Source organism: cyanobacterium endosymbiont of Epithemia turgida isolate EtSB Lake Yunoko (assembly GCF_000829235.1).
In the GTDB taxonomy this organism is placed as follows: domain Bacteria; phylum Cyanobacteriota; class Cyanobacteriia; order Cyanobacteriales; family Microcystaceae; genus Rippkaea.
Genome location: NZ_AP012549.1, coordinates 1,257,612 through 1,282,331, shown reverse-complemented (window position 1 = coordinate 1,282,331; position 24,720 = coordinate 1,257,612). Strand labels below are relative to the sequence as shown.

The window sequence follows — 24,720 nt, the reverse complement described above, 5'->3', positions numbered from 1 at the left end:
TATAAAATATCATTTTTTGTGAACCTAAAATTAAGATTTCAGAAAACTATGTATCTACTTACTTATATCTAATATATTTAGTCTTTAAAAGTTGCTTTAATACTATTATTAGCTATAATATTAACTATGTTAATGTTACCGTGTTGAGTAAGTAAAATTAAATGATTCTAAAATAGAAATTATTGTATATTGATTTATTTTAAAATTTAGCTAACATTTTTCGAAAAATAAAACCTATTAAAAACAACTCTAGATTGAAAGATTATTTTCATAATTAGAGCAAAAATATTCTGTTAAGATTTAAAAGTATCAAAAGTTTCAAAAAATGTATACTGGGTAAAGCTATCAAAAAATTTAATTTTTTAAAAAATTATTGCTGTATGCTTCGATAGGTAAAAAGAAAATAACTGTTAATTATTTATAATAATTAACAGTTATTTAAGTATAAAAAAAGAGTAAATTTAAATTAACTTCCGGAATAATTTATAAGATCCCTAAAAAGGGATATGAATAAAAAGAACAAAAGTTAGGATAAAAATTACTCTTTATTCTTAAAAAAAAAGTCAAATAGGTAGATTACAAAATATTGTGTTATGAAAAGAAGAATAGTATTTCAATGCTAAAGACTTAAATTAAATAGGATTTCCCCCATAGAGTTTAGTGAGGGTTCTTTATCTAAGAATAGAAGACGAGGGATAATTTTAAAACTTAGAAATCTATAAAACAATAAATTCTACTTTGTAGAGAAAATTTTGCAATTAGTCACCTACGGGAAATAATATGTCCACATATCAATGCAATAGTAACTTCAATTACTACAAGATAAAAGCCGTTTCGACCTATGTTATTTAACAAACTAAAAACAACTAGCTAAAATCACGTTATTATTATTAAGGAGTAATGACATGTCTGATTTCGATACTATACACATTCGGGGCGCAAAACAACATAATCTAAAAAACATTAATTTAGATCTTCCTCGTGATCGCCTGATTGTTTTTACAGGGGTTTCGGGTTCGGGTAAGTCGTCTTTGGCCTTTGATACCATCTTTGCAGAGGGACAACGGCGTTATGTAGAGTCTTTAAGCACTTATGCGAGACAGTTTTTGGGGCAATTAGATAAGCCAGATGTAGATGCGATTAACGGGTTAAGCCCGGCTATTTCCATCGACCAAAAGTCAACGTCCCATAACCCTCGGTCTACAGTAGGGACAGTCACAGAAATTTATGATTATCTACGGTTATTGTTTGGAAGAGCTGGAGAACCTCATTGTCCAGTGTGTGATCGCAGTATCACACCACAAACCGTTGATCAAATGTGTGATCATGTTATGAAACTTAAAGATCGCACCAAATTTCAACTTTTATCCCCTGTGGTACGAGGAAAAAAAGGCACTCATAAAAAGTTATTATCTAGCTTAGCTTCTCAAGGATTTGTTCGAGTCAGAATTAATGGGGAAGTTCGTGAACTTTCTGGTACTTTTAACTTAAATAAAAATCATTATCATGATATTGAAATTATTATAGATCGTCTAATAAAAAAAGAAGGAATTGAGGAACGACTAACAGATTCTTTGAGGACCTGTTTACATCAATCAAGCGGACTAGCAATTATTGATATTGTAGATTTAAATGATAATAATAACTGTAACGACAAAAAGACTTCAGAAATTATATTTTCTGAAAACTTTGCTTGTCCCGAACATGGTGCAGTTTTCGAAGAATTATCTCCCCGTTTATTTTCTTTTAATTCTCCCTATGGTGCTTGTCCTAATTGTCATGGGTTAGGAAGTTTGCGTCAATTTTCCCCTGATTTAGTAATTCCTGATCCTTCTATACCTTTGTATGCTGCAATCGCTCCTTGGTCAGAAAAAGATAATTCTTTCTATCTTTCTTTTATCTATAGTGTGGGTCAAACCTACGGTTTTGATATTCAAACTCCTTGGAATAAATTAACTAAAGAGCAACAAGAAATCTTACTTTATGGGATAAAAGAACCTATCTATTTTAGAAATATTGGCGCTGATAACAATGAAGGTTGCTACCGTATTATTGATGGTATTCTAACAATGTTAGAGCAGAATTATAAAGAAGCTAAATCTGATATTGTTAAACAAAAACTAGAAAAATATTTGATTGATAAAACTTGTGAAATTTGTCAAGGAAAGCGATTAAAAACTGAATCTTTGTCTGTCAGGTTAGGTCAATATACGATTGATGAATTAACTAGCGTTTCTATTGATAAATGTTTAGAAAAAATTAATGAATTGGAATTGACTCAAAGACAACAGTTAATTGGACAATTAGCTCTAAAAGAAATCAAAAATCGCCTACAATTCCTCCTTGATGTAGGGTTAAATTATTTAACCCTACATCAAGGAACTAAGACCTTGTCAGGAGGAGAAGCACAACGTATCCGTTTAGCCACCCAAATCGGCTCAGGATTGACAGGAGTGTTATACGTATTGGATGAACCTAGTATTGGCTTACACCAACGGGATAATGGACGTTTATTAAATACCCTCAAAAAGCTGCGAGACTTGGGGAATACCTTGATTGTTGTTGAACATGATGAAGAGACAATCCGCAGTGCGGACCATCTTGTTGATATTGGACCCCTTGCAGGAATTCATGGTGGACATATTATCTGCCAGGGTGATTTTAAAACATTGATTCAAACCGATAAATCCCTAACAGCAGATTATCTATCTGGGAGAAAAGTAATAAAAACTCCGGCTAAACGTCGTTCTGGAAATGGAGCGTATTTAAAGCTAATTAGTTGTCACAAAAATAATCTAAAAAATATTGACATTGAAATTCCTTTAGGTAAATTAGTGTGTATTACAGGAGTTTCAGGATCAGGAAAATCTACATTAGTTAATGGATTGTTATATCCTGCCCTACAACATCATTTAACTCGTCATGTTCCTTTTCCTAAAGAATTAGCTAGAATGACGGGATTGGAGTCTATAGACAAAGTAATTGTTATTGATCAATCTCCTATTGGCAGAACACCCCGATCCAATCCTGCTACTTATACAGGAGTTCTTGATAGTATCAGAGAGCTTTTTTCCCAAACCATTGAAGCGAAAGCCAGAGGATACAAACAAGGTCAATTTTCTTTTAATATAAAAGGGGGGAGGTGTGAAATGTGTGGCGGTCAGGGAGTTAATGTTATTGAGATGAATTTTCTTCCTGACGTTTATGTTAAGTGTGAGGTTTGCAAAGGAGCAAGATACAATCGAGAGACCCTACAAGTTAAGTATAAAGATTATTCTATTGCTGATGTTTTAAACATGACAATTGAAGAAGCGTTAGGCGTTTTCCACAATATTCCTAAAATCATGAAAAGGCTACAAACCTTAGCGGATGTTGGGTTAGGTTATATTAAATTAGGGCAGTCTTCACCAACCTTATCGGGAGGAGAAGCACAACGGGTTAAATTAGCCTCAGAATTGTCTAGAAGGGCAACTGGAAAAACCATCTATTTGATTGACGAACCAACAACAGGATTATCATTCTATGATGTTCATCATCTATTGAATGTGTTGCAACGTTTAGTGGATAAAGGAAATTCAATACTAGTGATTGAGCATAACTTAGATGTAATACGTTGTGCGGATTGGGTTATTGATTTGGGTCCAGAAGGAGGAGATAAAGGAGGAGAAATCATTGCTCTAGGAACTCCAGAACAAGTTGCTAGTAATTCTAATTCTTACACAGGAAAATATTTAAAACAAACTTTAAAACAATACCAAGGAGGAAAGTCTTAAATTCAATAATAAGTATTTACTGAGCTTAGGACGGTAAATATCTGTGGAACTTTAATATAGTCCGACTTAGTTGTTATATTAATAACAACCAAACTTTAAAAAATTTAAACAATTTCTGAAAAGGTCCTTCAAGAGGCTAGCGTAAATAGCACTACATGACAGACACCCCTTATGGGTTTATCACAGGCTGGCTAGAAGAGCTTTAGTCAAGTAGTTGTCTTAATTTACTGCAATCGTCTTTAGATGCACTTGACAAACAGTCTCTCATACTTGAGATTTTGAAGGTAAAAATAGAAACAGACAAAGATCAAGACATTTAACTTTGAATTTAAGCCGCAGGAAAAGTGGACTTTGCTGAGTTATTCCGTATTCAATTTTGGGTGGTAATGCTAGCATCTTCAAAGATAGCTACCTTAATTAATTTCGGGAAACTTACTTAGCATTAAGAACTCTTGGTTATTTTATTGCTACCGATAGCTAATTCGCAAAATAATCAAAAGATACTAAAATAATAGAAAGTTAAACGAAAAATATAGTTTTTGAGTTTAGGATACTAGCAACCAAGTTTAGAGGAAATTTTCTTTTCCTGCTCAAATACAAGAGTATGACTATGTTACGGATCAACGAGGCAAAGACAAGTACACTCACGACACCAACTATTCTCTCAGCATAGTTACTGTTTAATTACAGATAGAATTGGCTCTATGAACGATTACCTTGTTGCTGTAATCGATGAAATCAACCACATTTTTGGACTGATCGCTTAGTCAGTACATTGAAGTTCTAAGCTAGATTAAAGTTCACTACAGTTTGATCTAGAGAAGCCAGTTTCAAAACTCACTCCTAAGGTCATGTTATTTCTAATTGTTAAATTACACTCTGTAGAAAAATTTTCTAATAGCAAAGATAATCGTGCTCATACTGTGGAACAAGGACTAAAGAATTTATAGCAAACTACCAAACCCAGTGCGCGTTACTGTTACTATACTGCTTAGTTATTAGCTAGTTTAGGGTTAGTAACGCAATGGCTATCAAGGCTTTGTTAACCGCTTTTGTGAAGGCAATTATGATTACCCACTTAGACGTAGTAAGTCCATAGCTCTAGAAAAATTAGGCGATTACCGAGGCATGATCTTATTTATTAAAGCCCTTGATTATTCAAATAATGACACTTAGAGATTCTGTTACCCAGATGTTGAAAATGGCGGAGAATAAGAAAGCAGTGAATATCTGAGTTAAGTTGTTGAACAACACAATAGAAGCGAGCTCAAAACTAAAAAGAGAACTTCATCCAATCAAACTCTACGAAGCCATCATTAAAGTTTTAGGGACCTTACAGGCTAAGTCGTTGTTCTTGTTAATTAAGCTCTTTTTAGAGTTTTTTCAGAGAAACAGTCTGATATCTCGCAGGAAGAATCGTCTATTTTTTGATAAAAAAAGCAATTTATGTTAAATGATCTGTGGGGACTTTGACTAGGGAAAGGATTAACAGTGACGTTGTTTAGCCATGATTGATTCAGAGGCTATTGGTTATGTGGAAAGAACTTGAGGTGATTACCTGTTCAGTAGAAAATAGACTAAAATCACCTGCTCTTGAGGAATTTTGGAAACACAATTTGTCTAAGCAGTTTTTTCTCAGAGAGGTTAATCTGCCGACAGCGTTAGAGTAATGGGGTTAGATTGATGAGGTTAGATTTATAGCCTTAACCAAAAGTATAATCAAAGAAATTCGCCCTAGAAGGGCGATAATTTAAACCAAATAATTTGGTTAGAAATATTTTTAAGATACGTAACAAAACAAAGTGTCCTAAGTTGCTTTTAAGCCATAGGAAGACATTTGCACGATGTCATAGGTGCTAAAGCCGATACTACTTAATGCTTCTCCATAACTAATCATGAAGTCTTCAACTAATGCTTCTTTTTCCATTCCTAAAACTTCTGCATCGTCTTTAACTTGATTAAGCATTGTCCAAACGATAGGTAAATTGCTTTTGTTAGCTTCTTCTAATTCCGCTTTTGATATTTCAAAATTTTTTTGAAGCCAGACCTCACCAAAATTTAGATGAATATATTCATCTTTAACCACTTTTTCGGTAATTGTTCGGGCAAAGGGGTCAGCAACAGGAATGTAAATATTATAAGCAGCAATAGCAAAAGCTTCGATGATTAAAGATTGAATTAACAAGCAAGTAACAATCTTTTTTTGGGCTTTGGCTTGTTGGAAGTTTTCATTGAGTTGGGCAAAAAATTTTTGAGCATACTCCATATCAGGAGTAACGCTCAAATTCTTCCCACAGGACTGAAAACCTTTCTTGTGACGGTTTTCCATCTTAGCAAGACGGATTAACTCATCTTTGTGATCAGGTAACATTTTAGCTATATCTATATAGTTATGATACGCTTCTTCTTCGCCTTTAATAACGATCGCATTAATGCGGCTGTAGGCGTCTTTATAGGTTTCGCTGTTGAACTCAAGCTCTGAGCGTGTGGCAAGCTCTTGCATAAGATAGTTTATCTCCTGTGGATTATCAACTGAGTTTACGGTTTAAAGTGGTGTCCTTATGAAAATTAAGACTCCTGGTGGTTAAGTTTAACTTTACTATTCTCCATAATACCTTATGAAAATTAAGACTCCTGGTGCTTAAGTCTAACTTGACTATTCTCCATTAAAGAAGGAGGTAGCTTTAAATAAACTTGAAAAAATAAATTATCTTACATTGCTAAGTAAGTGAACTTAAATAAGTACAGAATAGAATAAGTAGTTAAAAATAGAGTGCTCACCATAGATCAATTTTGCTGCAAAAAATAGCTAACATAATTACAAAGAGCAAAAACTATCAAAATTAATTTACAACCTGAAGTCTCTTCCAGAACAAGTATAAAAATACAAATGTTATACTGTGATACAAATGAAAGGTTAAAATATTGCGAACTATGTAAATCTATCGGGCAATTTGATAAAAAAAATTATACATAAATTGTTAAACTAAAAAATAGATAATAAATATAAAATATGCAAAATAACCTTCAGTTAAAAATAAAATAATATGTTAAATATTAACTATTTAAAAACTAAAAAAAGATAAAAAAATTATATTATTTGCTGGAATATTTGATAATTTATTTTAAACAAATCAGGAATAAAAAAGTGAAGTTAATAACATAATTACTATATTTAAAAAAACGAACAAGCATATTCTAGAATACTATATTTCTTAAAATAAAATCAAATTATAAGGCTAATTTATTTAAATAAGGCAGAGTTTTATCTATGAATTTTAGTAAATCGTACCTCTATACAAGTAAAAAAATAAAAAATTATTTTACAGAGTGAAAAATATACTGACTAAATATAGCCATGATATATTAACACCCCATAAATCATGGTATGTTAATACATAGGTTTTTTATCAACTTTAAAAAAGTTATATAAAGAAATAAATTTTTTAAAGTTGATAAGCGATAAAAATAGGCACATTAATTATTTGTAATAATAAATGAATTTGTTCAATTATATAATCAATAAAAATCATCTTAGTTTTTGTTAACTATATATATTAACTAGCTCATGATTCAGATCTAAATATAATAGAAAAAAATAGGTTCAAATAAAAGCCAATCAAGAATTTAAATAATCTTTAAATATAATTTAGTCAAAATAATTGGAAATTTATATCAAAAAAATTACTTTAACTGCTTCAGCCTAAAAATATACTAAAATCTATATTTTTAATATTTATTTTCAAAACCTCAGTATTTAAAGATCGATAAGTAGCACTACACTAAAAACTCCTAATAAAATAGGTCAACCGTCCACTCATACTAAAAATTTTAGCAAATTTTCTAGCTTAAAAAGTTTAAAGAAAGCTCAAGAAGAGTAGAGACGTTAATTAGCGTAAATTTGATATTCATTTTTAACCTAGTTGAATAATATCAAGACTATTCTGTTTAGTTTTTATTTAATCAACTCCCTTGTTTATTCCATAGATGAATTGTTATACGAACTGTCTAGAAAGCCCATTTTGTAAAAAATAACAATTTTATCCACCTTCCACCCCAGTACTAACAATCTAATTATGCTAGCCCTATCTTTTATTTTTGAAAAGACTTGTTTAACTTTATTTAACCAGAATAATGTTCTTTCCTGCTCCTATTTTGGAAATATTCTTGAACGAGAAGATGAAATTAGTTAATCAGAGTTCTTATTGCTAAATCTTTTAACACACTTTGAGGTCTGTTTATGGTAGCTTTTGTTAGAGCTTTAACATATATTAATGTAGTGCTGTTTATTTATCTTTAACCATTGACAGTAGTGCATCAAGAGATATATGTTTTCAGTTTTAGGAATCTTTGATCGCTGATCTTGACCAGAATTGTTAGATTATATTGATAATTAATTAGTGGTAGTGTGAGGAAACACCATGAAAAAGACACTCTTTCTAAGTCCCCCTTCTTTTGATGGTTTTGATGGAGGTGCAGGAGCAAGATATCAAGCAAAACGTGAAATTACCTCTTTTTGGTATCCAACTTGGTTGGCACAACCAGCAGCATTAGTTCCTGGGAGTAAACTAGTAGATGCTCCTGCTCATTATCAAACGATGGAGGATGTTCTTGAAATTGCTAAAGACTATGAACTGGTTATTATGTATACCAGTACCCCCACCCTTCTTAATGATGTAAAATGCGCTCAGACCATTAAAGCTCAAAATTCTGACACTAAAATTGGTTTATTAGGGGCACACGTGGCGGTTTTACCGACCAAAACTCTCGAAGAAAATCCAATTCTTGATTTTGTTTGTCGCAATGAATTTGATTACTCTTGTCAGGAATTAGCTGAAGGAAAGCCCTACGACCAGATCAAGGGACTCAGTTACCGTGATCAACAAGGAAATATTAAACATACTGAAGAACGGGAATTAATTCATGATTGGGATTCTATGCCCAGTGTTTTCCCTGTTTATGCAGATAATCTTGATATTCGCAACTATTTTATTGGTTATCTACAGAATCCCTACGTTTCTTTGTACACAGGTCGTGGTTGTCCCGCAAAATGTACGTTTTGTCTATGGCCCCAAACTATCGGAGGACATCAATATCGTGCCAAGAGTCCTGAAGCAGTAGGAAAGGAAATGGAGTTAGCAAAATCTCTTTGGGGGGATTCTATTCGGGAATATTTCTTTGATGATGATACTTTTACTATTGATAAAAAACGGGTTATTGCTATCAGCGAATATCTCAAAACACTAAAATTAACTTGGAGTTGTAATGCTCGTGCAAACTTGGATTACGATACTTTAAAAACTCTGAAAAAAAATGGATTAAGATTGCTTTTAGTTGGCTTTGAATCAGGCAATCAAAAAATACTTAATGGAGTAAAAAAAGGCATTCAACTTGAAGTTGCACGTAAGTTTATGGCTAACTGTAATAAACTGGGAATCAAAGTTCACGGGGCGTTTATTATCGGTTTACCAAATGAAAGTAGGGAAAGCATTGAAGATACTATCCGCTTTGCTTGTGAGGTGAGTCCCCACACCATTCAAGTGTCTATTGCTTCGCCCTATCCTGGGACAGAACTATATCAACAAGCGTTAGATAATGGTTGGTTTACTAATGGAAATTTAGTAGCAACTTCTGGCATTCAAATGTCCACGTTGCAATATCCTAATCTATCAGCAGCAGAAATTGAAGATGCAGTTGAACAGATGTATCGTCGCTTTTATTTCCGTCCTGGGGCAATTATTCCTATCGTTAAAGAAATGTTAGTTGATCCCCAGATGTTAATACGTCGTTTACGAGAAGGACGGGAATTTATGGCTTATTTAAATGAACGTCATAATCGAACTTTAGTTAACGCTTCTTAATTTATCTTAGGGCTTTTAATTAAAAGTAATGTGCGATTAATCGTAAAGTGCGTGCTTCCAGTGGGCACGTCTTTCTTTTAATTCTAACAAGGCTTGTTATCCTAGATAATAAGAAAAAATTCATGAAGAATAAATAATCAATTCATACTTTATCTAAATCAACTCAAGGCTTCTTCAATAAGATAATTCATTTGCTTATCGTCGATATCAGATAATAAAAGATTAGGATAAATTACTATTTTTTTGAGAGGATGGTTTAAAATTTTACAACCATTATTAGCATCCTCAAGCCTAAAATAGGGTAATTTATGAAATATCAAAAGTAATTTCACCTGAGGTAGAATTAATCGACTTTCCATCTTGAGGATTGATAACTTCAATTAACCATTTTTTCCTTTGAGCCACTGATAGGATATTTTTTTCTAATTTTAAGAATTCTTTTATTTTAGGATAAAATTTATACTCTGATAACAATCTTAAGTAGTTGTTAATAACAAATTTAGTTTATAGTTAAATATAGATCTCAATGAAAAGTTGAGTTGCTTGTTGATAACTAATAATAGGTTGATTTCGCAACATTAAATCCAACTGCTAAAAATAGCTATTTCCAAGAGTTGCCAAGATAAAGCAACTATTTTAAAATCGTTTAGGTTGAATATAGTTACGTGATTGTCCAATTTTGCTAGACGATCTTATCCTGAATAACCTTATATTATTTTTTCCCTAAAAAGAAAGCTTAATACAACATGGGTATTATTGCCATGATTTCGTCTTTAAAAGGATTTACAGACTATAACTCTTAATTTCCATGTTCTTTGTATGAGGTCTAATCTTTCTTTTTGCTGCTACCAGCTGTTACCTTATCACTAATTATCGTTTTTTCTATTAGCTTGCAAAGGATCTGTAAGTTTATACTTAGTAGATTAATGATTACTTTAGATATTATTATTTTGCTGTTACTCTTAAATTGGTAAAGTAATGGCACTAAAAATAGATATAAAAGTTGTAATCGAAGGCGATGGTATAGTCAAACAGCGGTCACATAAAAAAATATCAGATTTAATTACATCACTCGCACTATGGCGTATAGTTGAATCTATACGCAACTTTTGCCTAAATTTTGTTTATGTCAATTCCTACTGCAACCAATATTTGGAAATATAAACCTTGGTGGTGTCAACCCTGGACAGTTCTTTTGACAGGAACAGGGGTAATTCTTGGAAGTTGGTTTCTGTTTCATATAATTTGGCTGATGGCTATGACCTCGCTTTCCATTCTGGTATGGTGGTTTTATTTTCTGATTTTTATTCCTCATTTATTTAGACAGCAAAGTCTCAATCGAAAACAATGATTTTTTATTATTGGTTAATCTTAACGACAGAATAAGATTAACCAATAATATTTGCTCTAATCTTAGAACTAGCGAAAATAATAATATTTTTTTTTACATTACTATGAATCTTCTAAAAATAAAACTTTTCTGTTGTAAAGGTTACTAAATTTTCTTTTCTAAAGGCTATAAGTTTATCTCCGTCAAAAGAAACTATTATATTTTATTTGAATAAATAATGGACTTCTGATTAATCTTAAATATAAAGAAAATTTGACACTTATTTTATCTAAATTTGTCTGTTAAAGATTTTTCCTTCTCAAAAGGAAGACTATTCTCGAATCTCCCATTGAAATTTCTAAACCTAAGATGTTTTACGATATGGCAATAACTAAAAATTATGCCGTGACTTAAATATAGTTTAAGAGCCTTTGACGAGGATTGAACTCGTGACCTCACCCTTACCAAGGGTGTGCTCTACCACTGAGCTACAAAGGCAACATGTCACTCAAAGACCTCCACTTCTTACCCTATATAGGATTTGTGCAGAATAGAGAACCTGGGAAAGTATTGTGGTGGGCCGAGCTGGATTTGAACCAGCGTAGGCATAGCCAGCGGATTTACAGTCCGCCCCCATTAACCACTCGGGCATCGACCCACTTACGCCACAGGCAACCATCATAACACAGCTATTTTCAACATGCAATTTTTTCTCAGGAAGTTTATTTAAGGGCTATGAATTGGTGGGCGATTACTCTGAAACAGAATGCCCTGACCATGAGGGAAATCACTTTCATCATAAATTTCTCCAACTAATTCTTCTAAAATATCTTCTAAAGTAACCAAACCCACGGTTCCGCCATATTCATCTACCACAATAGCGATATGAATTCGTTGCTGAAGCATTTCTTTAAGTAAATTCGTCACCCGCTTAGTCTCAGGGATATAGACAGGAGAATCCATCGCGTCGGTGACACAGATTTGAGAACGCGTTTCCTTAGATACCGATTGCAGCGTCTGGAGAGCTTGTTTAAGATGCACAATTCCTACAATCTGATCTTTGGACTCTCCTTGTACTGGAATGCGAGAAAAGCCAGTTTCCAAAGACAGATTGAGTAACGATTGTAAACTAGCCTCATGGGAAATCGTGGTCATGTCAATGCGAGGTTTAACAACATCTTTAGCCATTAATTGATCGAGCATTAAAGCTTTGTGGAGTAATTGATGCCGATACAAATCCAAATGTCCTTTCCCTCCCAAGATCTCGATCATTAGCTGTAAATCTGTTAAAGATTCTCCATATTGCGCTACCTTATCAGATTTGCCTTGAAATAAATAAATTGTTTTTTGGGTAATAGCTTCAAAAACTTGAACCATTCCAATCATGCTTAGAAATTGGGACAGCCAGAAAATAGGACGGACAGCAAGCCGAAAAAAAGCACGATTATTAATAATTGCCAAAGACTTTGGGGTTATTTCGCCAAAAATTAGGATAAAAATCGTAACAACTGCTGTTGCTACCCCTAATCCCGCATTTCCTAACCAAATGGCAAATAAATTACTGGTGAGAATAGCCGAAAAATTGTTAACGAGATTATTTCCAATCAACAGACTTGTAATAAAACGCCGTCGTTTTTCAAGGACTAAGCGATAAATTCCCGAAGGATCTCCTTGATGCTTAATCAATCCCCTCAATTTAAAATTATCAAAAGCAGTAATGGCAGTTTCTGAACCTGAAAAAAACGCAGATAAGAGCAACATCAGGAAAACTGCCACCAAATCTAGCGAAACCTGCCCTAACAAGGGAGCAGGTTCAGCTATAGCAAAAAGGTCAAAGTCAATAGGGGACAAAATAGTTGATAAGAATAGTGACTGAAAGGCGCAGAAGTAGTATATATGTTTAAAATGCCTTAAGAGTCGTTTGGACCACTGGAAAAAATGATGGATAGTCCAGTCATTAATTTAGGTTAATTTAAACAATATAGGCGACTTGGAACGCCCATACAATTAATCCTATAATTGCTCCAAGAACTAAGAAGCTAGAAATAGCAACGAGAACGGGCTTATCAGCTCCGTCGAACTTCATAATGCCGCGATTAAGGTCTGACATTGAGCTTGGCTCCTGGCTTAAAATTGAACATGTTAGAAAAAAAGTAACTCTACCCCTAATAGATTAGCGAAGATTTGACTAGAGTGGGCTAAGAAATTATGACAAAGATCTTTTCGAAACGGTTAGGCAACAGGATATATTAGTCAAACAAAACTAGGAGGGATTTATGAATTGGTCAGTTGGTGCCATTGTTCTGTATTCAATTTTTGTCGCGTCAATCTTGATTTATGTCCCATTTTTAGTGCTAGGATATGCCCGCTTCCAAATTGGATATAATCGCTTTACTCCCCGAGCTATGCTCGAAAAATTACCTCCTTATGGTCAACGAGCTACTTGGGCTCATCAGAATGCTTTCGAAACTTTTATGATTTATGCTAGTGCAGCATCAATAGCTTATGTAACAGAAGTAGATTCAGCTTTAGCTAGTTATGCGGCCATTACGTTTGGGGTAGCACGTTTATTGTATTCTTTTTTTTACATTGTCAATTTTCCTTTAGGGAGATCACTGATGTTTGCTACAGGACAACTGTGCACTTATTGTTTATTTATTTTAAGTTTCCTTAAAATTCAAGCGACATTTTAATAACCGTATTTCTTGTGGAGTGCCATGACGTAAAAGTCTTAGCAAACAGACTAATGTAGGAGTTAACAGTTGTTGACTCCTACTGAGTGATTTAATGCTTATTTAAGAAATACTAATGCCTAAATGATTTAACTCTTGGTAGATTTGGTCAGATTGTTGCCACACTTGACCATCAAGGGCGATCTGTTCAATTAAACTTGCTAGGCGTAAAGCCCTGAGAGCCTGTTCTCCCCCCACAGAAGGTTGATCACCGCCTCTTACACAGTGAACAAAGTGCTCTAGCTCGGCATGGAGAGGTTCAATATTGCTGGTGTAGACTTTTTCGATGAGTCCATCTTGACGATAGAGAACCTGACCGTAATCACTAGTGTAATTGGCAGTGGTTTGACGATGGATTAGAATTTCATTGTTAAGAAAATCCGCTTCTGTTAGGCAATTTTCACAATGTGCTGCTAGACGGCGGACTTTGCGGTGAGTCACTTTGCTAGCAGTCAAGGTCGCGACAATGCCATTAGCAAATCCTAAGATGGCGGTAACATAATCAAGATATCCTGAGTCTGCAGCACGGCTACCACTAGCGGTCAGTTTAACCACGCGATCACCCACCAACTCAAGTAATAAGTCAATGTCATGGATCATCAGATCCAAAACTACAGAAACATCGTTTGCTCGTTGAGAATAAGGACTCATGCGATGGGCTTCTAAGGCTAGTAACTCCTCAGTTTTGAGAACTTTACTTAACTCTTGGAAGGCTGGGTTAAATCGTTCTATATGTCCCACTTGCAGAATCCCATTAAATTCAGCTGCCGCATTGACTAACGATTCAGCTTCAGCAATACTTGCCGCAATGGGCTTTTCAATAAGGGTATGAACCCCAGCTTTAAGACAGTCCATTCCTACTGAGTAATGCAACCGTGTCGGCACGGCAATACAGACAGCATCAACATGGGGCAGCAAATCATGATAATTTTCAAAAAAACGAACTCGATACTTACTAGCGGTATCTAAACCTCGTTCAATGTTGACATCGGAAACACCAACAAATTCTACATCTTTGAGCAAGCTAAAAACACGAGTATGGTGTTGACCCATGTTGCCTACCCCAATTATACCGATGCGAATGGGATCAAAGGGATTTCGTGGTCTTTTTCGGGTCAATTGTGCGTCTGACATTCTCCTGGACACTCCTACACCAAGTCTTGACTTAAAATAGATTTCAGAATAAAAAGTTTTAATTCTTCAGTCGATTCACCAAAGATACTAGCACAGTTTGTCAAAATGCAAAGAATTTCAACAGTGATAGATAAGTTTGGCGATACATACTGACTTTCGACCCTTCTTAAGCCTCTTCTTCATAGTATTTATGTTGTTTCTGCTTGTGAGGAATATTGACGCGAGGAGGGTTATAAGGTTCGAGTTCAACATCATCGTCCCAAACATCCCTCCGGACTTCATCGTATTCATGCTCTCTTTGTTGTCGAGGTGGTTCGTAACGAGCCGTTCGTTCAGCCCTGACTTCTTCCCAGTTATCCTCTTCTAATTCTTCGTAGCAGATAGATTCAGTTTGTCTTTGTGGGGGAGAAGTAGCGATGGGCTGCTCCCAAGTATCCTCATCCCATCTTTCTTCCATTACTGACTGTCGTTCTTGAAAAGGAGTATGAGTACGTACGGGAATTCCGGTTCCAAGTTGGTTCTCAGGTCGGGTGGTGGGAGGATAGTAAATATCTTCTTCTTCTTTTGCCCAAGGAGGACGGCCAATACCTAAACGTTCTAAGACTCCTACTGTGACTTGAATTAATTGCTCTTCTGCTCCTTCAAACACAATTAGGCGATTAGGACCACTACTGATTAGTTGATCAATAGAGAGTTCGTAGGTACTTATCAACCGGTCAGGAATTTGTGGTAGCCCCAGAGAAGCAATGATAATAGAGGACACTTTTCCGGTCTTAAGATTAAACTCGAAGTCTCGAACTCGCCCTAGCGGTTCTCCTGCTTCAGTGATTACTTCGCAATTCACAACAGGAGAATGAGCATCAATATCGACAGTTTTAATCACGTCTTCATCTTCGACCAGGACGACATCCCCAATCTGATGACTACTAGAAAGATACATATATCGGGGCATTCCCGACAATGAAAGCACATTGTCTCGTAATCCTAGGGCAACTACTTGTCGTTGGTCTATATCCACTAAGATTTCCTTGACAACACCTAACTTTTTACCTGTATTGCGAGTGATGACCTGTGTATTAATAAATTCGTTACGTAATCGGATTTTATCGCTAGTCATTGTGTCCATAAGTTGGAATTTTAGCTCCCGGGGGATAACCAGAATACAATAAAGTTTTCTTTGGTTTGACGGTTAACCCTCAATCTATAGATAATAGCTCATGGTCTAACATTTATGGTGTAACACTGAGGTAAAAATATTAGCTCTAGTCCAATTTTAGATCAAAAGTATTTACCGTTATTCTAAACTTATTTAAAGTAGGACTTCTTTAGAAGGATTAATCATAAATATATTGATTGTTACTTAAATATACTCTTTGTTATTTAAACCAAGTTTTTAGAAAAATATACGTACGAAAAAAATATATAATTAGAAGTTAAAATACATTTTATATTTTTTACTTTTAGTCCCATAAACAGTCCCGGTATACTCTAGGAAATTAATAATCTACATGTATCACACAAATAAATTTTGGTTATAATTTTAAATTATAAAGGTAAAAATTATTGTAAATTTATATTTTTATATATTTTAATTTATTTTAAAAAATTGCTATTGCTGTAGAGCAATAGTTTATTTTTTGAGTTTTTAAAAATGCTATTGCTACTTATTCAAGGTTATTTTATTAATTTTTTAGAGAGTCTAATTTAAGATAATATTTTGACTAATAAATAAATTTTTTATTCAATAAATATGCAATTTTAGTGATTAATTTTTCTAAAAAATATTAAGTTTTTTTTATTATTATTTACAATAATAGTCCTTTAAGGTTGTCATTTTTAATGACATAACGGTAGCTTGTTTCCTGACAATGTGTATAAAAATTTTTGACTATTAATATAAATTCATAAAACAAAAAATATAAGTAATTAACAATTATATCCTGTTACTAATAATATTTTTTAGGATAAATTTATAGTTGATACTTAAAAAGTTGGATAAATATTATTCAGATTTATTACTACAGATAGAGTACTCATTCAATACTGAATTATTTAAAATCAATAATTGTTCATTACTTATCTTCTTTAGTTTACCCCTTTTTAAGGGTATATTAATGAGGTTATAGTAAAGATTATAATTAGTAAGCTATTTTAAGTCTTTTAAGCTTGAAATTAGAAATTGATACACTTTCCGTTTTTCAAACTTATGATTATATTTGAGTTATTTTTTTTATTAGAATTGGATGGTTATACTGTATCAATTTACTAATTCCATTCCTCTCTTAACTATTTCAATAGACTCAGTAGTGTCAAGTGAGTAGTTAGTAAATCTGAGTCTTTGATTCTCGATTGTTTTAAGTATAGACTATGATCGATATTCTATGATTTTTTTTTATAAATTCGAGTAGTACATACTGTATATATTGATTGTGATTAGTTATTTTTTAAAATTTTTATATATTACTCACCATAAAAATAATAGGTATTAAGATAGTAGTATTGTACTGAACTTAAGATATCAAAAAACTGCCGGACTCCAACACAGCCTAATTTGCCAATAATGTTAATAACAAGCCAACTATTAGAAACTAAAACATTTTTTAAATAAAGCTTTTAGGACATTAGTATTAATAATTCTCAATGACGAGTTCGGTAGAACCAATAGTAGTTTGTTTGACTATATTTAATGATTAAATTATAACTAATAGAGCGTCACCCAAATTTTTTTCGTAAAAGTTCATCATTATCGTCAGCAATAGTAGATGACAAAGTAATAGCACGGTAAACCTCTTTTTTGGATCAATTAGCCACAGATCGTTGGGTTAAGACAACAATTTTATCATTTATTATTTCAAATTTAGTTTCTAAAGTTTCTTCCCAGTTCATAGTTAATAATTTGCGCACTAACCTCTGCTCATCTTCAGCAGGAAGTTGCAATAGTGCCGCCCAAACTGTTAGTAAATCATCATCTGTCTCCTCAGTAAGCTGGACATATACTTCTACATTTCCATATTGAAACTTTATAAGATAACCTTGATCATAAAGATAAACCATCGCACTTTCATTTTCTGCTAGGCTACTAATTACCGTTTCAATAACTTCACGATGGGTACTAGTGGTATTAACAAAATAGTAAGAGTTTTTTTGTAGTGTTTTCAGAAGTTAAATTCATCATAGCCCTCATTTTAATCACTTTAACACTGATGCTTGGAACGACTGCTTTAAGATTGTCTTGATTATATTATCTAATTTAAGATCACTAGTAAGACAATATTTGGTAGAAATTTCCCTTAATCAATTAAGTTCTAAAGACAAATAGCCTAGATGAGTATCTATTATAGCTATCGATTAGAAGAGGACACGTGATCGCGGGTTTTCGAGATGGCGTTACGATTGTTTGCCGCCAGGGATTATGTTGATGTAACCACTAAAGATTTAGTTCATCAAACCAAAGTTACCGAAGACGTGGAAAAAGTGATTTTAGAAAAAAAAGAAGTTATTAACCATGGTAAGCCTGCAGCAAGTTCTTGACATTAAGCAACTTAGTTAGGAGCAAAGAAAGATTGTTGAAGGTGACTATAATCCAGGATTCGCTATCAAATGTCTTTTGAAAGATTTATGATTAGGTAAAAAAACAATAGAAAAATCAGGAGAGAGTTTACCAAGTGTAGACTTGACAGAACAGCTTTTTAAGCTAGTTTCTAAAGTGGATAATAGAGGAAGATTAGGACAAGAAACTCAGGCGATGATTCGTGATTATCAAGACAAATATTAGCCTATAGTTGGCATTGCTTAAAAGAAGAATTATTGAATAGTGTGAATAAAACAAAAATACTCAGATAAGTAGGCAATTTCTGTACTACAGATTTTATCCGAATTAGTTGATTAACATTTTAGATTAAGAGTTGTAATATTTATCCCTATAGATCTACATATATCCATATATAGAGTAAAATGCTTAGCACTCACACTATATATGTGGTATAAACAGAACTGTATTCTCAATTATTGACATAAGATTAAGTACAATAAATAGTACAAAAATGTCAATTTTATTGCTTCAGTTTATGTTCGTTTTTAAATAGTTCACACCAACGATGCAGCCAACTGTCATAACCTCTTCTGAGCCTTCTCAAGTAATCCACCATCAATCTTCTTTAACTAAAGAAAACCCCGTTAATTTTGGAACTAGTAAAATTCATGTTATTCGCCGCGATAAATCTTGGACTTCTCTCAATATTGGAAAAATTCGGGAGGTGGTGGATTGGGCTTGTAAAGGTCATAACCTCAATTCCATCGCCTTGGAAGCAGGACTAAAAACTCGCTTACGTCACGGAATTACTACCAGAGAAATTCAAAATAATTTAATTAACTGCGCTTTAGAAATGTGTAGTCCCGATGAACCGAGTTGGCGTTATGTAGCAGGAAGACTTCATATTTGGAGCTTATGGAAAGATATTCTCGTCAGTCGAGGCTACCAATATGGTGACTATGATAAAACCGTTAGGATGAAGGTAGAGTCTAAAGCTTACGATCCTAGGATACTTGCTTATTCTAGTGAAGAATTAAAGAAAGCTGGCAGTTGGATTAATCCTGAGTGGGATACAGACTATGATTATGCTGGGGCGGTACTTTTGACGGGACGTTATCTGTTACCAGATGAACTTCCCCAAGAAGCTTTGTTAACTTGTGCGTTATTGTTGGCGACAGTAGAAAGTCCCCAAAATAGATTAGTTTGGGCGCAACGGTTTTATGAAGCGATCGCCCTTCGTAAAATTTCTTTAGCTACCCCGATCCTAGCTAATCTTAGAACTCCTGGGGGATCCTTGACGAGTTGTTTTATTATATCTATTGATGATAATTTAGAGAGTATTTTTACAGAAATAACTAACACTGCTAGAATTTCGAAGAATGGAGGTGGAGTTGGGGTAAATGTCAGCCGAATTCGGGCTACTGGCAGTTGGGTAATGAAAAAAGCCAACGCTTCTGGAGGAATTATTCCCTGGATTAAATTACTTAACGATACTGCGATCGCCGTCAATCAAGGCGGTAGAAGGGCGGGGGCTGTCACCGTTGGGGTAGATATTTGGCATTTAGACGTTCCCGAATTTTTAGAAATACAGACGGAAAATGGAGATCAAAGGCGTAAAGCTTATGATGTCTTTCCTCAGTTGATTTTGACTGACGAATTTATGCGTCGGGTGATGAGTAAACACGAATGGACATTAGTAGATCCCTACGAGGTTAGGCTTAAATTGGGCATAGAATTAGCTGACTTGTGGGGAGAAAAATTTGAGGAAGCTTATCAAATAATTGAGCAAAAATTAGGCAAGGAAATAACTCTTTATAAGCGTATTCAAGCCCGTGACTTATTTAAGACAATTATGCGATTACAAGTAGAAACGGGAATGCCCTATTTAGCCTTTAAAGATACCATTAACCGTGCTAACCCTAATAAACATGAAGGGTATATTCCTGGAGTAAATTTATGCACTGAATCCTTTAGTAATGTTTCCTCTGGAAAAGAGTCACATTCTTGTAATCTTGTCTCCTTGAATTTAGCAAATCTTGATACCGAGGATCTAAAGTATATTTGTGCTGTTGCTGTTAGGATTTTAGACAATACCATTGATATTACGAATAGTCCTTTTGATGAGGCAAAAGCCCACAATGATAAATATCGTACTATTGGAATCGGCTGTATGGGCTTAGCAGACTGGTTGGCAAAGAACCATCTGTCCTATGATCAGTTGACGAAAATTAATCAGTTGTTTGAAGAATTTAGTTACTGGTGTACTCACGCTTCTATGGAGTTAGCCAAGGAGAGACAACCATATCAGGCTTTTGTGGGAAGTGAATGGCATCAAGGTAAGTTAATTGGGGCAAAACCAGTAGAATGGTTTTTAGAAAATGCCACCCATAAAGAGCGTTGGAAACAGTTATCGGAAGATATTCAAACCTATGGAATTCGTAACTCACATATTACTGCAATTGCCCCTAATACCTCCTCTTCTTTAGTTCAAGGATGTACAGCTAGTATTCTTCCAGTTTATAGTCGTTTCTTTTATGATAAATGGGCAAAAGGAACTGTTCCCGTTGCCCCACCATTTATTGAAAAATATTTTTGGTTTTACTCTGAAAATAAAACCTTAGATCAACAAAAAGTAGTGAGAGCTGTAGGGCAAATACAGCAGTGGATCGATACAGGTATTTCTATGGAATTATTGTTTAATTTGAATCAAGGTGTTTATTTTCCCCATGAACCAGAACGCACCATTAATGCTAAGGATATCTTTAACACTTTAGTATTAGCTTGGCAAGAAGGTTGTAAAGCAGTTTATTATGTTAGAACTGTTCAAAAAGATGATTTTAAAGAGTATGATAGTGGTTGTTCCACTTGTGCAAATTGATTAATCTTAATCGAGACAAAAGATTGCGTTCTTCTATGTATTTAAAAGAAGATTATAAATCTTAGTTTAAATACTAAGGACCACTGTCTTTGGTTATAAAAATATAATACAATTCAATCTTCTTGATCTAATTTAATAAATAGAAAAAAATTGAAAAGCTAAAAAAGTGTATTTAGAAACATATTTATCTTTTAAAATTTTTATTATATATATTCATATCTTTTCTCAAAAAAGTTATGGATATATATTATCTACCTAAATAAAATTGTTCAAAAATTATCTAAATGAAATTTGTTAAGATTTCATCAAAAATATTGAATACATAAATAATTGAAAAAGATATTAAGCAATTAAATATTTTAAATGTCATAAATATATTTTTAGATACTATTGAAAGATTGAGCACAATCTAGAATTTTTTTAAGATATTGCCAATAAAATAGGATTATCTCATTGTATTGTCAGGAATTTTTTTTAGATTCATCTAATTCTTTATTTAAAACCCTATTTAGGTTAAATTAACATATAAATCAATAAAATTATAAAAATAAAATAAAAATTAGATTTTGGGGATTCAATTAACTGATTTTTATGTAAAATTATAATACGATAGGCTTAGTTGTACATAAAAAATTGTATATTAATTTAATTACACTATGATAATAACTAATACTAAATTGCCTAGACAAATGCCCATCAACCCTATTTTTAATCCGGATGGGGATGATACTATAGAAAACCGTTCTATTTGGTTTGGTAACACAACAAATCTAATGCAACTTAATGATGTTAGGTTTCCGTGGACGGTAAGTTTATATCAACAAATGAGGGAGAACTTCTGGATTCCCCAACGGCTAGATATTACCCAAGATGTGACAGACTACACGAATTTAACTAGTGATGAACGGTATGCTTACGAAGGAATTTTAGCTTATCTTACCTTTTTAGATTCGATTCAAACCTGTAATATTCCACACCTTAAAAGTAGTGTAACAGCACCGGAAGTTAGCCTCTGTATGGCGGAACAAATTTCCCAAGAAGGAATGCATAATCAAAGTTATCAATACATCATTGAAACGATTATCCCTCCAGAAAGACGCAATCATGTCTATGAGTTTTGGCGTACTGATAAAGTTTTAAAAGAACGCTGTGAGTTCATTGCAAGTTTATACCAAAAATATATTGATGATCCAAGTTCTGAAAATTATTTTGTGGCGTTAATGGCAGACTTTTTATTAGAGGGATTGTATTTTTACAATGGCTTCATCTATTTCTACAATCTAGCGTCAAGGATGTTAATGCCAGGATCAGCTGATATTTTTAAAATGATTAACCGAGACGAATTAAGTCATGTTCGTCTGTATCAAAAATTAATTCCAGAAGCGAGAAAAGTATTTCCTCATTCTGTCGATCAAATTTATGATATGTTTGCTAAAGCCGTCGAACATGAATGCCGTTGGACTAATCATATTATTGGTGACAATATATTGGGAATTACTGAGTCTAGTACCGAACAATATACAAAATATTTAGCTAATATTCGGTTGCGTTCAATCGGGCTAGATCCTCTTTATTCAGAAATTAAATATAACAAGAGTCCCTACTCTCATTTAGAGCGGTTTTCTGATACTAAAAAGGCAGCGCATACTAAAGCAAATTTCTTTGAATCAACAGTTACTAGTTATGTTATGTCTTCAGGGGTAACTGGATGGGATGAAATCTAACAGGCTGTCTTGAGCAACTTGGCAGTTATTTAGGACAGCCTCAACTATTATTTTAAGGGAATAAGAAATAATGAAATATCCTAGCCCTTTTGAAACCTGCCATGATTAAAATCTTAAACTGAATTTCCTGTTTCAGGATTATTCCTGCTTATAAATTAAATCAATATAATTCATATTTAAGTAATGTACAGGGAAGAGAACCATTATAAACAGGAATACGACGAGAAGTTCTTAATCCTATTTGTTGGCTTAATTCTTTATTTGCTGTCAAAATATAAGCATTCCAGCCTTTAAAACGTTGCTTTAAGACATCACCTAATAACTTATATAATGTCGCTAATTGTTCGGAACTACCAATACGCTTCCCATAAGGAGGATTGCAAATGATAATACCCCTGTCGGCTGGGGCTTCAATTTTTTCTAATTGAACTTGATTTAATTTAATGTCTTTATCAAGACCACAAGCGGTTATGTTAATGGACGCTTGTCCAATGACATCTCGATCTTTATCTCTTCCAAAAATAGGAGCTTTTAGCCTGGCCAATTGTTTATTTTTGGCTTCTTCAACTATTTTAGAATAAATAGTTGAATCAAAGTCAAGCCAATTCTGAAAACTAAATTTATTTCGATATAAGCCTGGGGCAATATTGAGCCCTTTTAAGGCCGCTTCAATAGGTAAAACTCCTGAACCACACATAGGATCTAAAAAAGGAATATTCCCATCCCAATTAGCCATATCTAATAAAGCAGCTGCTAGGGTTTCTTTTAAAGGTGCTAATCCCATAGCTGAACGATATCCTCGCCGATGTAAACTTCTGCCTGAACTATCTAGACTTAGAAGACAATGATTATCATTAATATGAGCATTGATAATAATATCAGGATTTTTGATATCAATATTAGAACGAGTGTTAAACCGTCTTTTTTGTTGATTAACAATAGCATTTTTAATTTGTAACGCTGTAAAATGGGTATGATTTAAATTTTGATTGCTTCCAGTACAATTAACAAGAAATGTTTGATGGGGTTGTAAATACTTAGACCAATCTATCTTATAAACGTTTTTATACAACTGAGTTGCATTACAACTCTTGATTTCTTTGATGGGAACTAAAATTCGAAAAATAATTCTTGACCACAAATTTACTCGATAAAATAATTCTTTATTTCCGTGAAAATGAACTCCTGCAAAATCAGGTTTTACTGCCTTTGCTCCTAGTGATTTTAATTCTTTAGCTGCAATTTCTTCTAATCCTCTCGCAACAGTAGCAAAATAAGTGCTGCTCATCATAATAATATTATTAACTAGGAAAATTATTGGTATATTTTTCACATTCTACCATTACGTACTAATCAAGTGAGGTGATCGACTTTGACAATCTATCCATACCTAATAGAAATCTTGGTCTGATTAAATCTAGAGAATTAATAGTTATATAAGAAATAAAAGGAAGGTTATCATCAAATTTATAGATAATTTGCAAAACCTACTGAAAAATATTTTTCTATAAAATACCTAATAATTTATTATTTTCTACAAAATTTATAGGAATTACATGAGTTTTAAATACAACGTACTTATCTAAAAATATGGAAATATAACTCTAAAATTTACAAAATTACTGTAACTGGTTTTATTATTTTAATAAGGGTTTAGTTTTATAGTTCAATGGAAGTTATAAAATGATATATAAAGGTGATTTAAGGATAGCTTTTTTATATATTTACTGAAGTGAAGGTAAAAATTAATTAAGTA

The 24,720-nt window shown here is 33.4% G+C and carries 14 protein-coding genes, 2 tRNA genes and 1 pseudogene; 7 read left to right on the top strand and 10 right to left on the bottom strand.

Annotation, left to right across the window (positions count from 1 at the left end; all coding sequences use genetic code 11):
• Positions 1-905: 905 nt before the first annotated feature.
• Positions 906-3,773: an excinuclease ABC subunit UvrA gene (gene uvrA, locus ETSB_RS03965; RefSeq protein ID WP_044106423.1), complete on the top strand. Its 2,868-nt coding sequence runs from the start codon at positions 906-908 to the stop codon at positions 3,771-3,773.
• A 1,807-nt stretch (positions 3,774-5,580) separates the two neighbouring features.
• Here the strand turns inward: uvrA and ETSB_RS03960 are convergent.
• Positions 5,581-6,276: an aldehyde oxygenase (deformylating) gene (locus ETSB_RS03960; RefSeq protein WP_044106422.1), complete on the bottom strand. Its 696-nt coding sequence runs from the start codon at positions 6,274-6,276 to the stop codon at positions 5,581-5,583.
• A 1,918-nt stretch (positions 6,277-8,194) separates the two neighbouring features.
• Here ETSB_RS03960 and hpnJ point away from each other — a divergent pair.
• Complete coding sequence (hpnJ, locus tag ETSB_RS03955) at positions 8,195-9,634, top strand: hopanoid biosynthesis associated radical SAM protein HpnJ (RefSeq protein ID WP_044106421.1); 1,440 nt, start codon at positions 8,195-8,197, stop codon at positions 9,632-9,634.
• Positions 9,635-9,792: 158 nt separating this feature from the next.
• Here the strand turns inward: hpnJ and ETSB_RS03950 are convergent, their stop codons facing one another.
• Entirely contained in the window at positions 9,793-10,014 is a 222-nt protein-coding gene (locus tag ETSB_RS03950) for a hypothetical protein (protein WP_145972232.1), read from the bottom strand.
• Positions 10,015-10,760: 746 nt separating this feature from the next.
• On the opposite strand from ETSB_RS03950, the gene ETSB_RS03945 reads away from it, so the two are divergent.
• Positions 10,761-10,985, top strand: a complete 225-nt coding sequence (locus ETSB_RS03945; RefSeq protein ID WP_044106418.1) for a DUF6737 family protein — start codon at positions 10,761-10,763, stop codon at positions 10,983-10,985.
• A 405-nt stretch (positions 10,986-11,390) separates the two neighbouring features.
• On the opposite strand, the gene ETSB_RS03940 is transcribed toward ETSB_RS03945, so the two are convergent.
• From ETSB_RS03940 to ETSB_RS09905, 4 genes are all read right to left on the bottom strand, one after another.
• Positions 11,391-11,462: transfer RNA gene (locus ETSB_RS03940), tRNA-Thr, on the bottom strand.
• A 75-nt stretch (positions 11,463-11,537) separates the two neighbouring features.
• Positions 11,538-11,622: transfer RNA gene (locus tag ETSB_RS03935), tRNA-Tyr, on the bottom strand.
• A 68-nt stretch (positions 11,623-11,690) separates the two neighbouring features.
• On the bottom strand, positions 11,691-12,725 hold the full coding sequence (locus ETSB_RS03930) for a hemolysin family protein (protein WP_044107605.1): 1,035 nt from the start codon (positions 12,723-12,725) through the stop codon (positions 11,691-11,693).
• Between the two features lie 211 nt (positions 12,726-12,936).
• Entirely contained in the window at positions 12,937-13,074 is a 138-nt protein-coding gene (locus ETSB_RS09905) for a hypothetical protein (RefSeq protein WP_044106417.1), read from the bottom strand.
• Between the two features lie 166 nt (positions 13,075-13,240).
• Here ETSB_RS09905 and ETSB_RS03920 point away from each other — a divergent pair, with 166 nt between their 5' ends.
• On the top strand, positions 13,241-13,657 hold the full coding sequence (locus ETSB_RS03920; RefSeq protein WP_044106415.1) for an MAPEG family protein: 417 nt from the start codon (positions 13,241-13,243) through the stop codon (positions 13,655-13,657).
• A 102-nt stretch (positions 13,658-13,759) separates the two neighbouring features.
• Here ETSB_RS03920 and ETSB_RS03915 read toward each other — a convergent pair whose 3' ends face one another.
• The 3 genes and pseudogenes from ETSB_RS03915 to ETSB_RS03905 all read right to left on the bottom strand — a co-directional run bounded on the left by ETSB_RS03915 (position 13,760) and on the right by ETSB_RS03905 (position 17,989).
• On the bottom strand, positions 13,760-14,830 hold the full coding sequence (locus ETSB_RS03915; RefSeq protein WP_044106414.1) for a Gfo/Idh/MocA family protein: 1,071 nt from the start codon (positions 14,828-14,830) through the stop codon (positions 13,760-13,762).
• A 166-nt stretch (positions 14,831-14,996) separates the two neighbouring features.
• Entirely contained in the window at positions 14,997-15,947 is a 951-nt protein-coding gene (locus tag ETSB_RS03910; protein WP_044106413.1) for a PRC-barrel domain-containing protein, read from the bottom strand.
• Between the two features lie 1,595 nt (positions 15,948-17,542).
• Positions 17,543-17,989: pseudogene (locus tag ETSB_RS03905) on the bottom strand (YbjN domain-containing protein).
• 222 nt (positions 17,990-18,211) lie between these two features.
• On the opposite strand from ETSB_RS03905, the gene ETSB_RS09900 reads away from it, so the two are divergent.
• From ETSB_RS09900 to ETSB_RS03895, 3 genes are all read left to right on the top strand, one after another.
• Complete coding sequence (locus tag ETSB_RS09900; RefSeq protein WP_171816398.1) at positions 18,212-18,361, top strand: hypothetical protein; 150 nt, start codon at positions 18,212-18,214, stop codon at positions 18,359-18,361.
• Between the two features lie 566 nt (positions 18,362-18,927).
• Entirely contained in the window at positions 18,928-21,240 is a 2,313-nt protein-coding gene (locus tag ETSB_RS03900) for a ribonucleoside-diphosphate reductase subunit alpha (RefSeq protein ID WP_044106411.1), read from the top strand.
• 656 nt (positions 21,241-21,896) lie between these two features.
• On the top strand, positions 21,897-22,964 hold the full coding sequence (locus ETSB_RS03895; protein WP_044106409.1) for a ribonucleotide-diphosphate reductase subunit beta: 1,068 nt from the start codon (positions 21,897-21,899) through the stop codon (positions 22,962-22,964).
• Positions 22,965-23,124: 160 nt separating this feature from the next.
• Here ETSB_RS03895 and ETSB_RS03890 read toward each other — a convergent pair whose 3' ends face one another.
• Positions 23,125-24,252 carry a THUMP domain-containing class I SAM-dependent RNA methyltransferase gene (locus ETSB_RS03890; protein WP_044107604.1) on the bottom strand — a complete coding sequence of 376 codons (1,128 nt, stop codon included), beginning with the start codon at positions 24,250-24,252 and terminating at the stop codon, positions 23,125-23,127.
• Between the last annotated feature and the right edge of the window lie 468 nt (positions 24,253-24,720).

Bases quoted from the DNA above. Each gene is read 5' to 3' on its own strand.
- uvrA (WP_044106423.1), top strand. From the start codon at position 906: ATGTCTGATTTCGATACTATACACATTCGGGGCGCAAAACAACATAAT.
- ETSB_RS03960 (WP_044106422.1), bottom strand. From the start codon at position 6,276: ATGCAAGAGCTTGCCACACGCTCAGAGCTTGAGTTCAACAGCGAAACC.
- hpnJ (WP_044106421.1), top strand. From the start codon at position 8,195: ATGAAAAAGACACTCTTTCTAAGTCCCCCTTCTTTTGATGGTTTTGAT.
- ETSB_RS03945 (WP_044106418.1), top strand. From the start codon at position 10,761: ATGTCAATTCCTACTGCAACCAATATTTGGAAATATAAACCTTGGTGG.
- ETSB_RS03930 (WP_044107605.1), bottom strand. From the start codon at position 12,725: ATGTTGCTCTTATCTGCGTTTTTTTCAGGTTCAGAAACTGCCATTACT.
- ETSB_RS09905 (WP_044106417.1), bottom strand. From the start codon at position 13,074: ATGTCAGACCTTAATCGCGGCATTATGAAGTTCGACGGAGCTGATAAG.
- ETSB_RS03920 (WP_044106415.1), top strand. From the start codon at position 13,241: ATGAATTGGTCAGTTGGTGCCATTGTTCTGTATTCAATTTTTGTCGCG.
- ETSB_RS03915 (WP_044106414.1), bottom strand. From the start codon at position 14,830: ATGTCAGACGCACAATTGACCCGAAAAAGACCACGAAATCCCTTTGAT.
- ETSB_RS03910 (WP_044106413.1), bottom strand. From the start codon at position 15,947: ATGACTAGCGATAAAATCCGATTACGTAACGAATTTATTAATACACAG.
- ETSB_RS09900 (WP_171816398.1), top strand. From the start codon at position 18,212: ATGGCGTTACGATTGTTTGCCGCCAGGGATTATGTTGATGTAACCACT.
- ETSB_RS03900 (WP_044106411.1), top strand. From the start codon at position 18,928: ATGCAGCCAACTGTCATAACCTCTTCTGAGCCTTCTCAAGTAATCCAC.
- ETSB_RS03895 (WP_044106409.1), top strand. From the start codon at position 21,897: ATGATAATAACTAATACTAAATTGCCTAGACAAATGCCCATCAACCCT.
- ETSB_RS03890 (WP_044107604.1), bottom strand. From the start codon at position 24,252: ATGAGCAGCACTTATTTTGCTACTGTTGCGAGAGGATTAGAAGAAATT.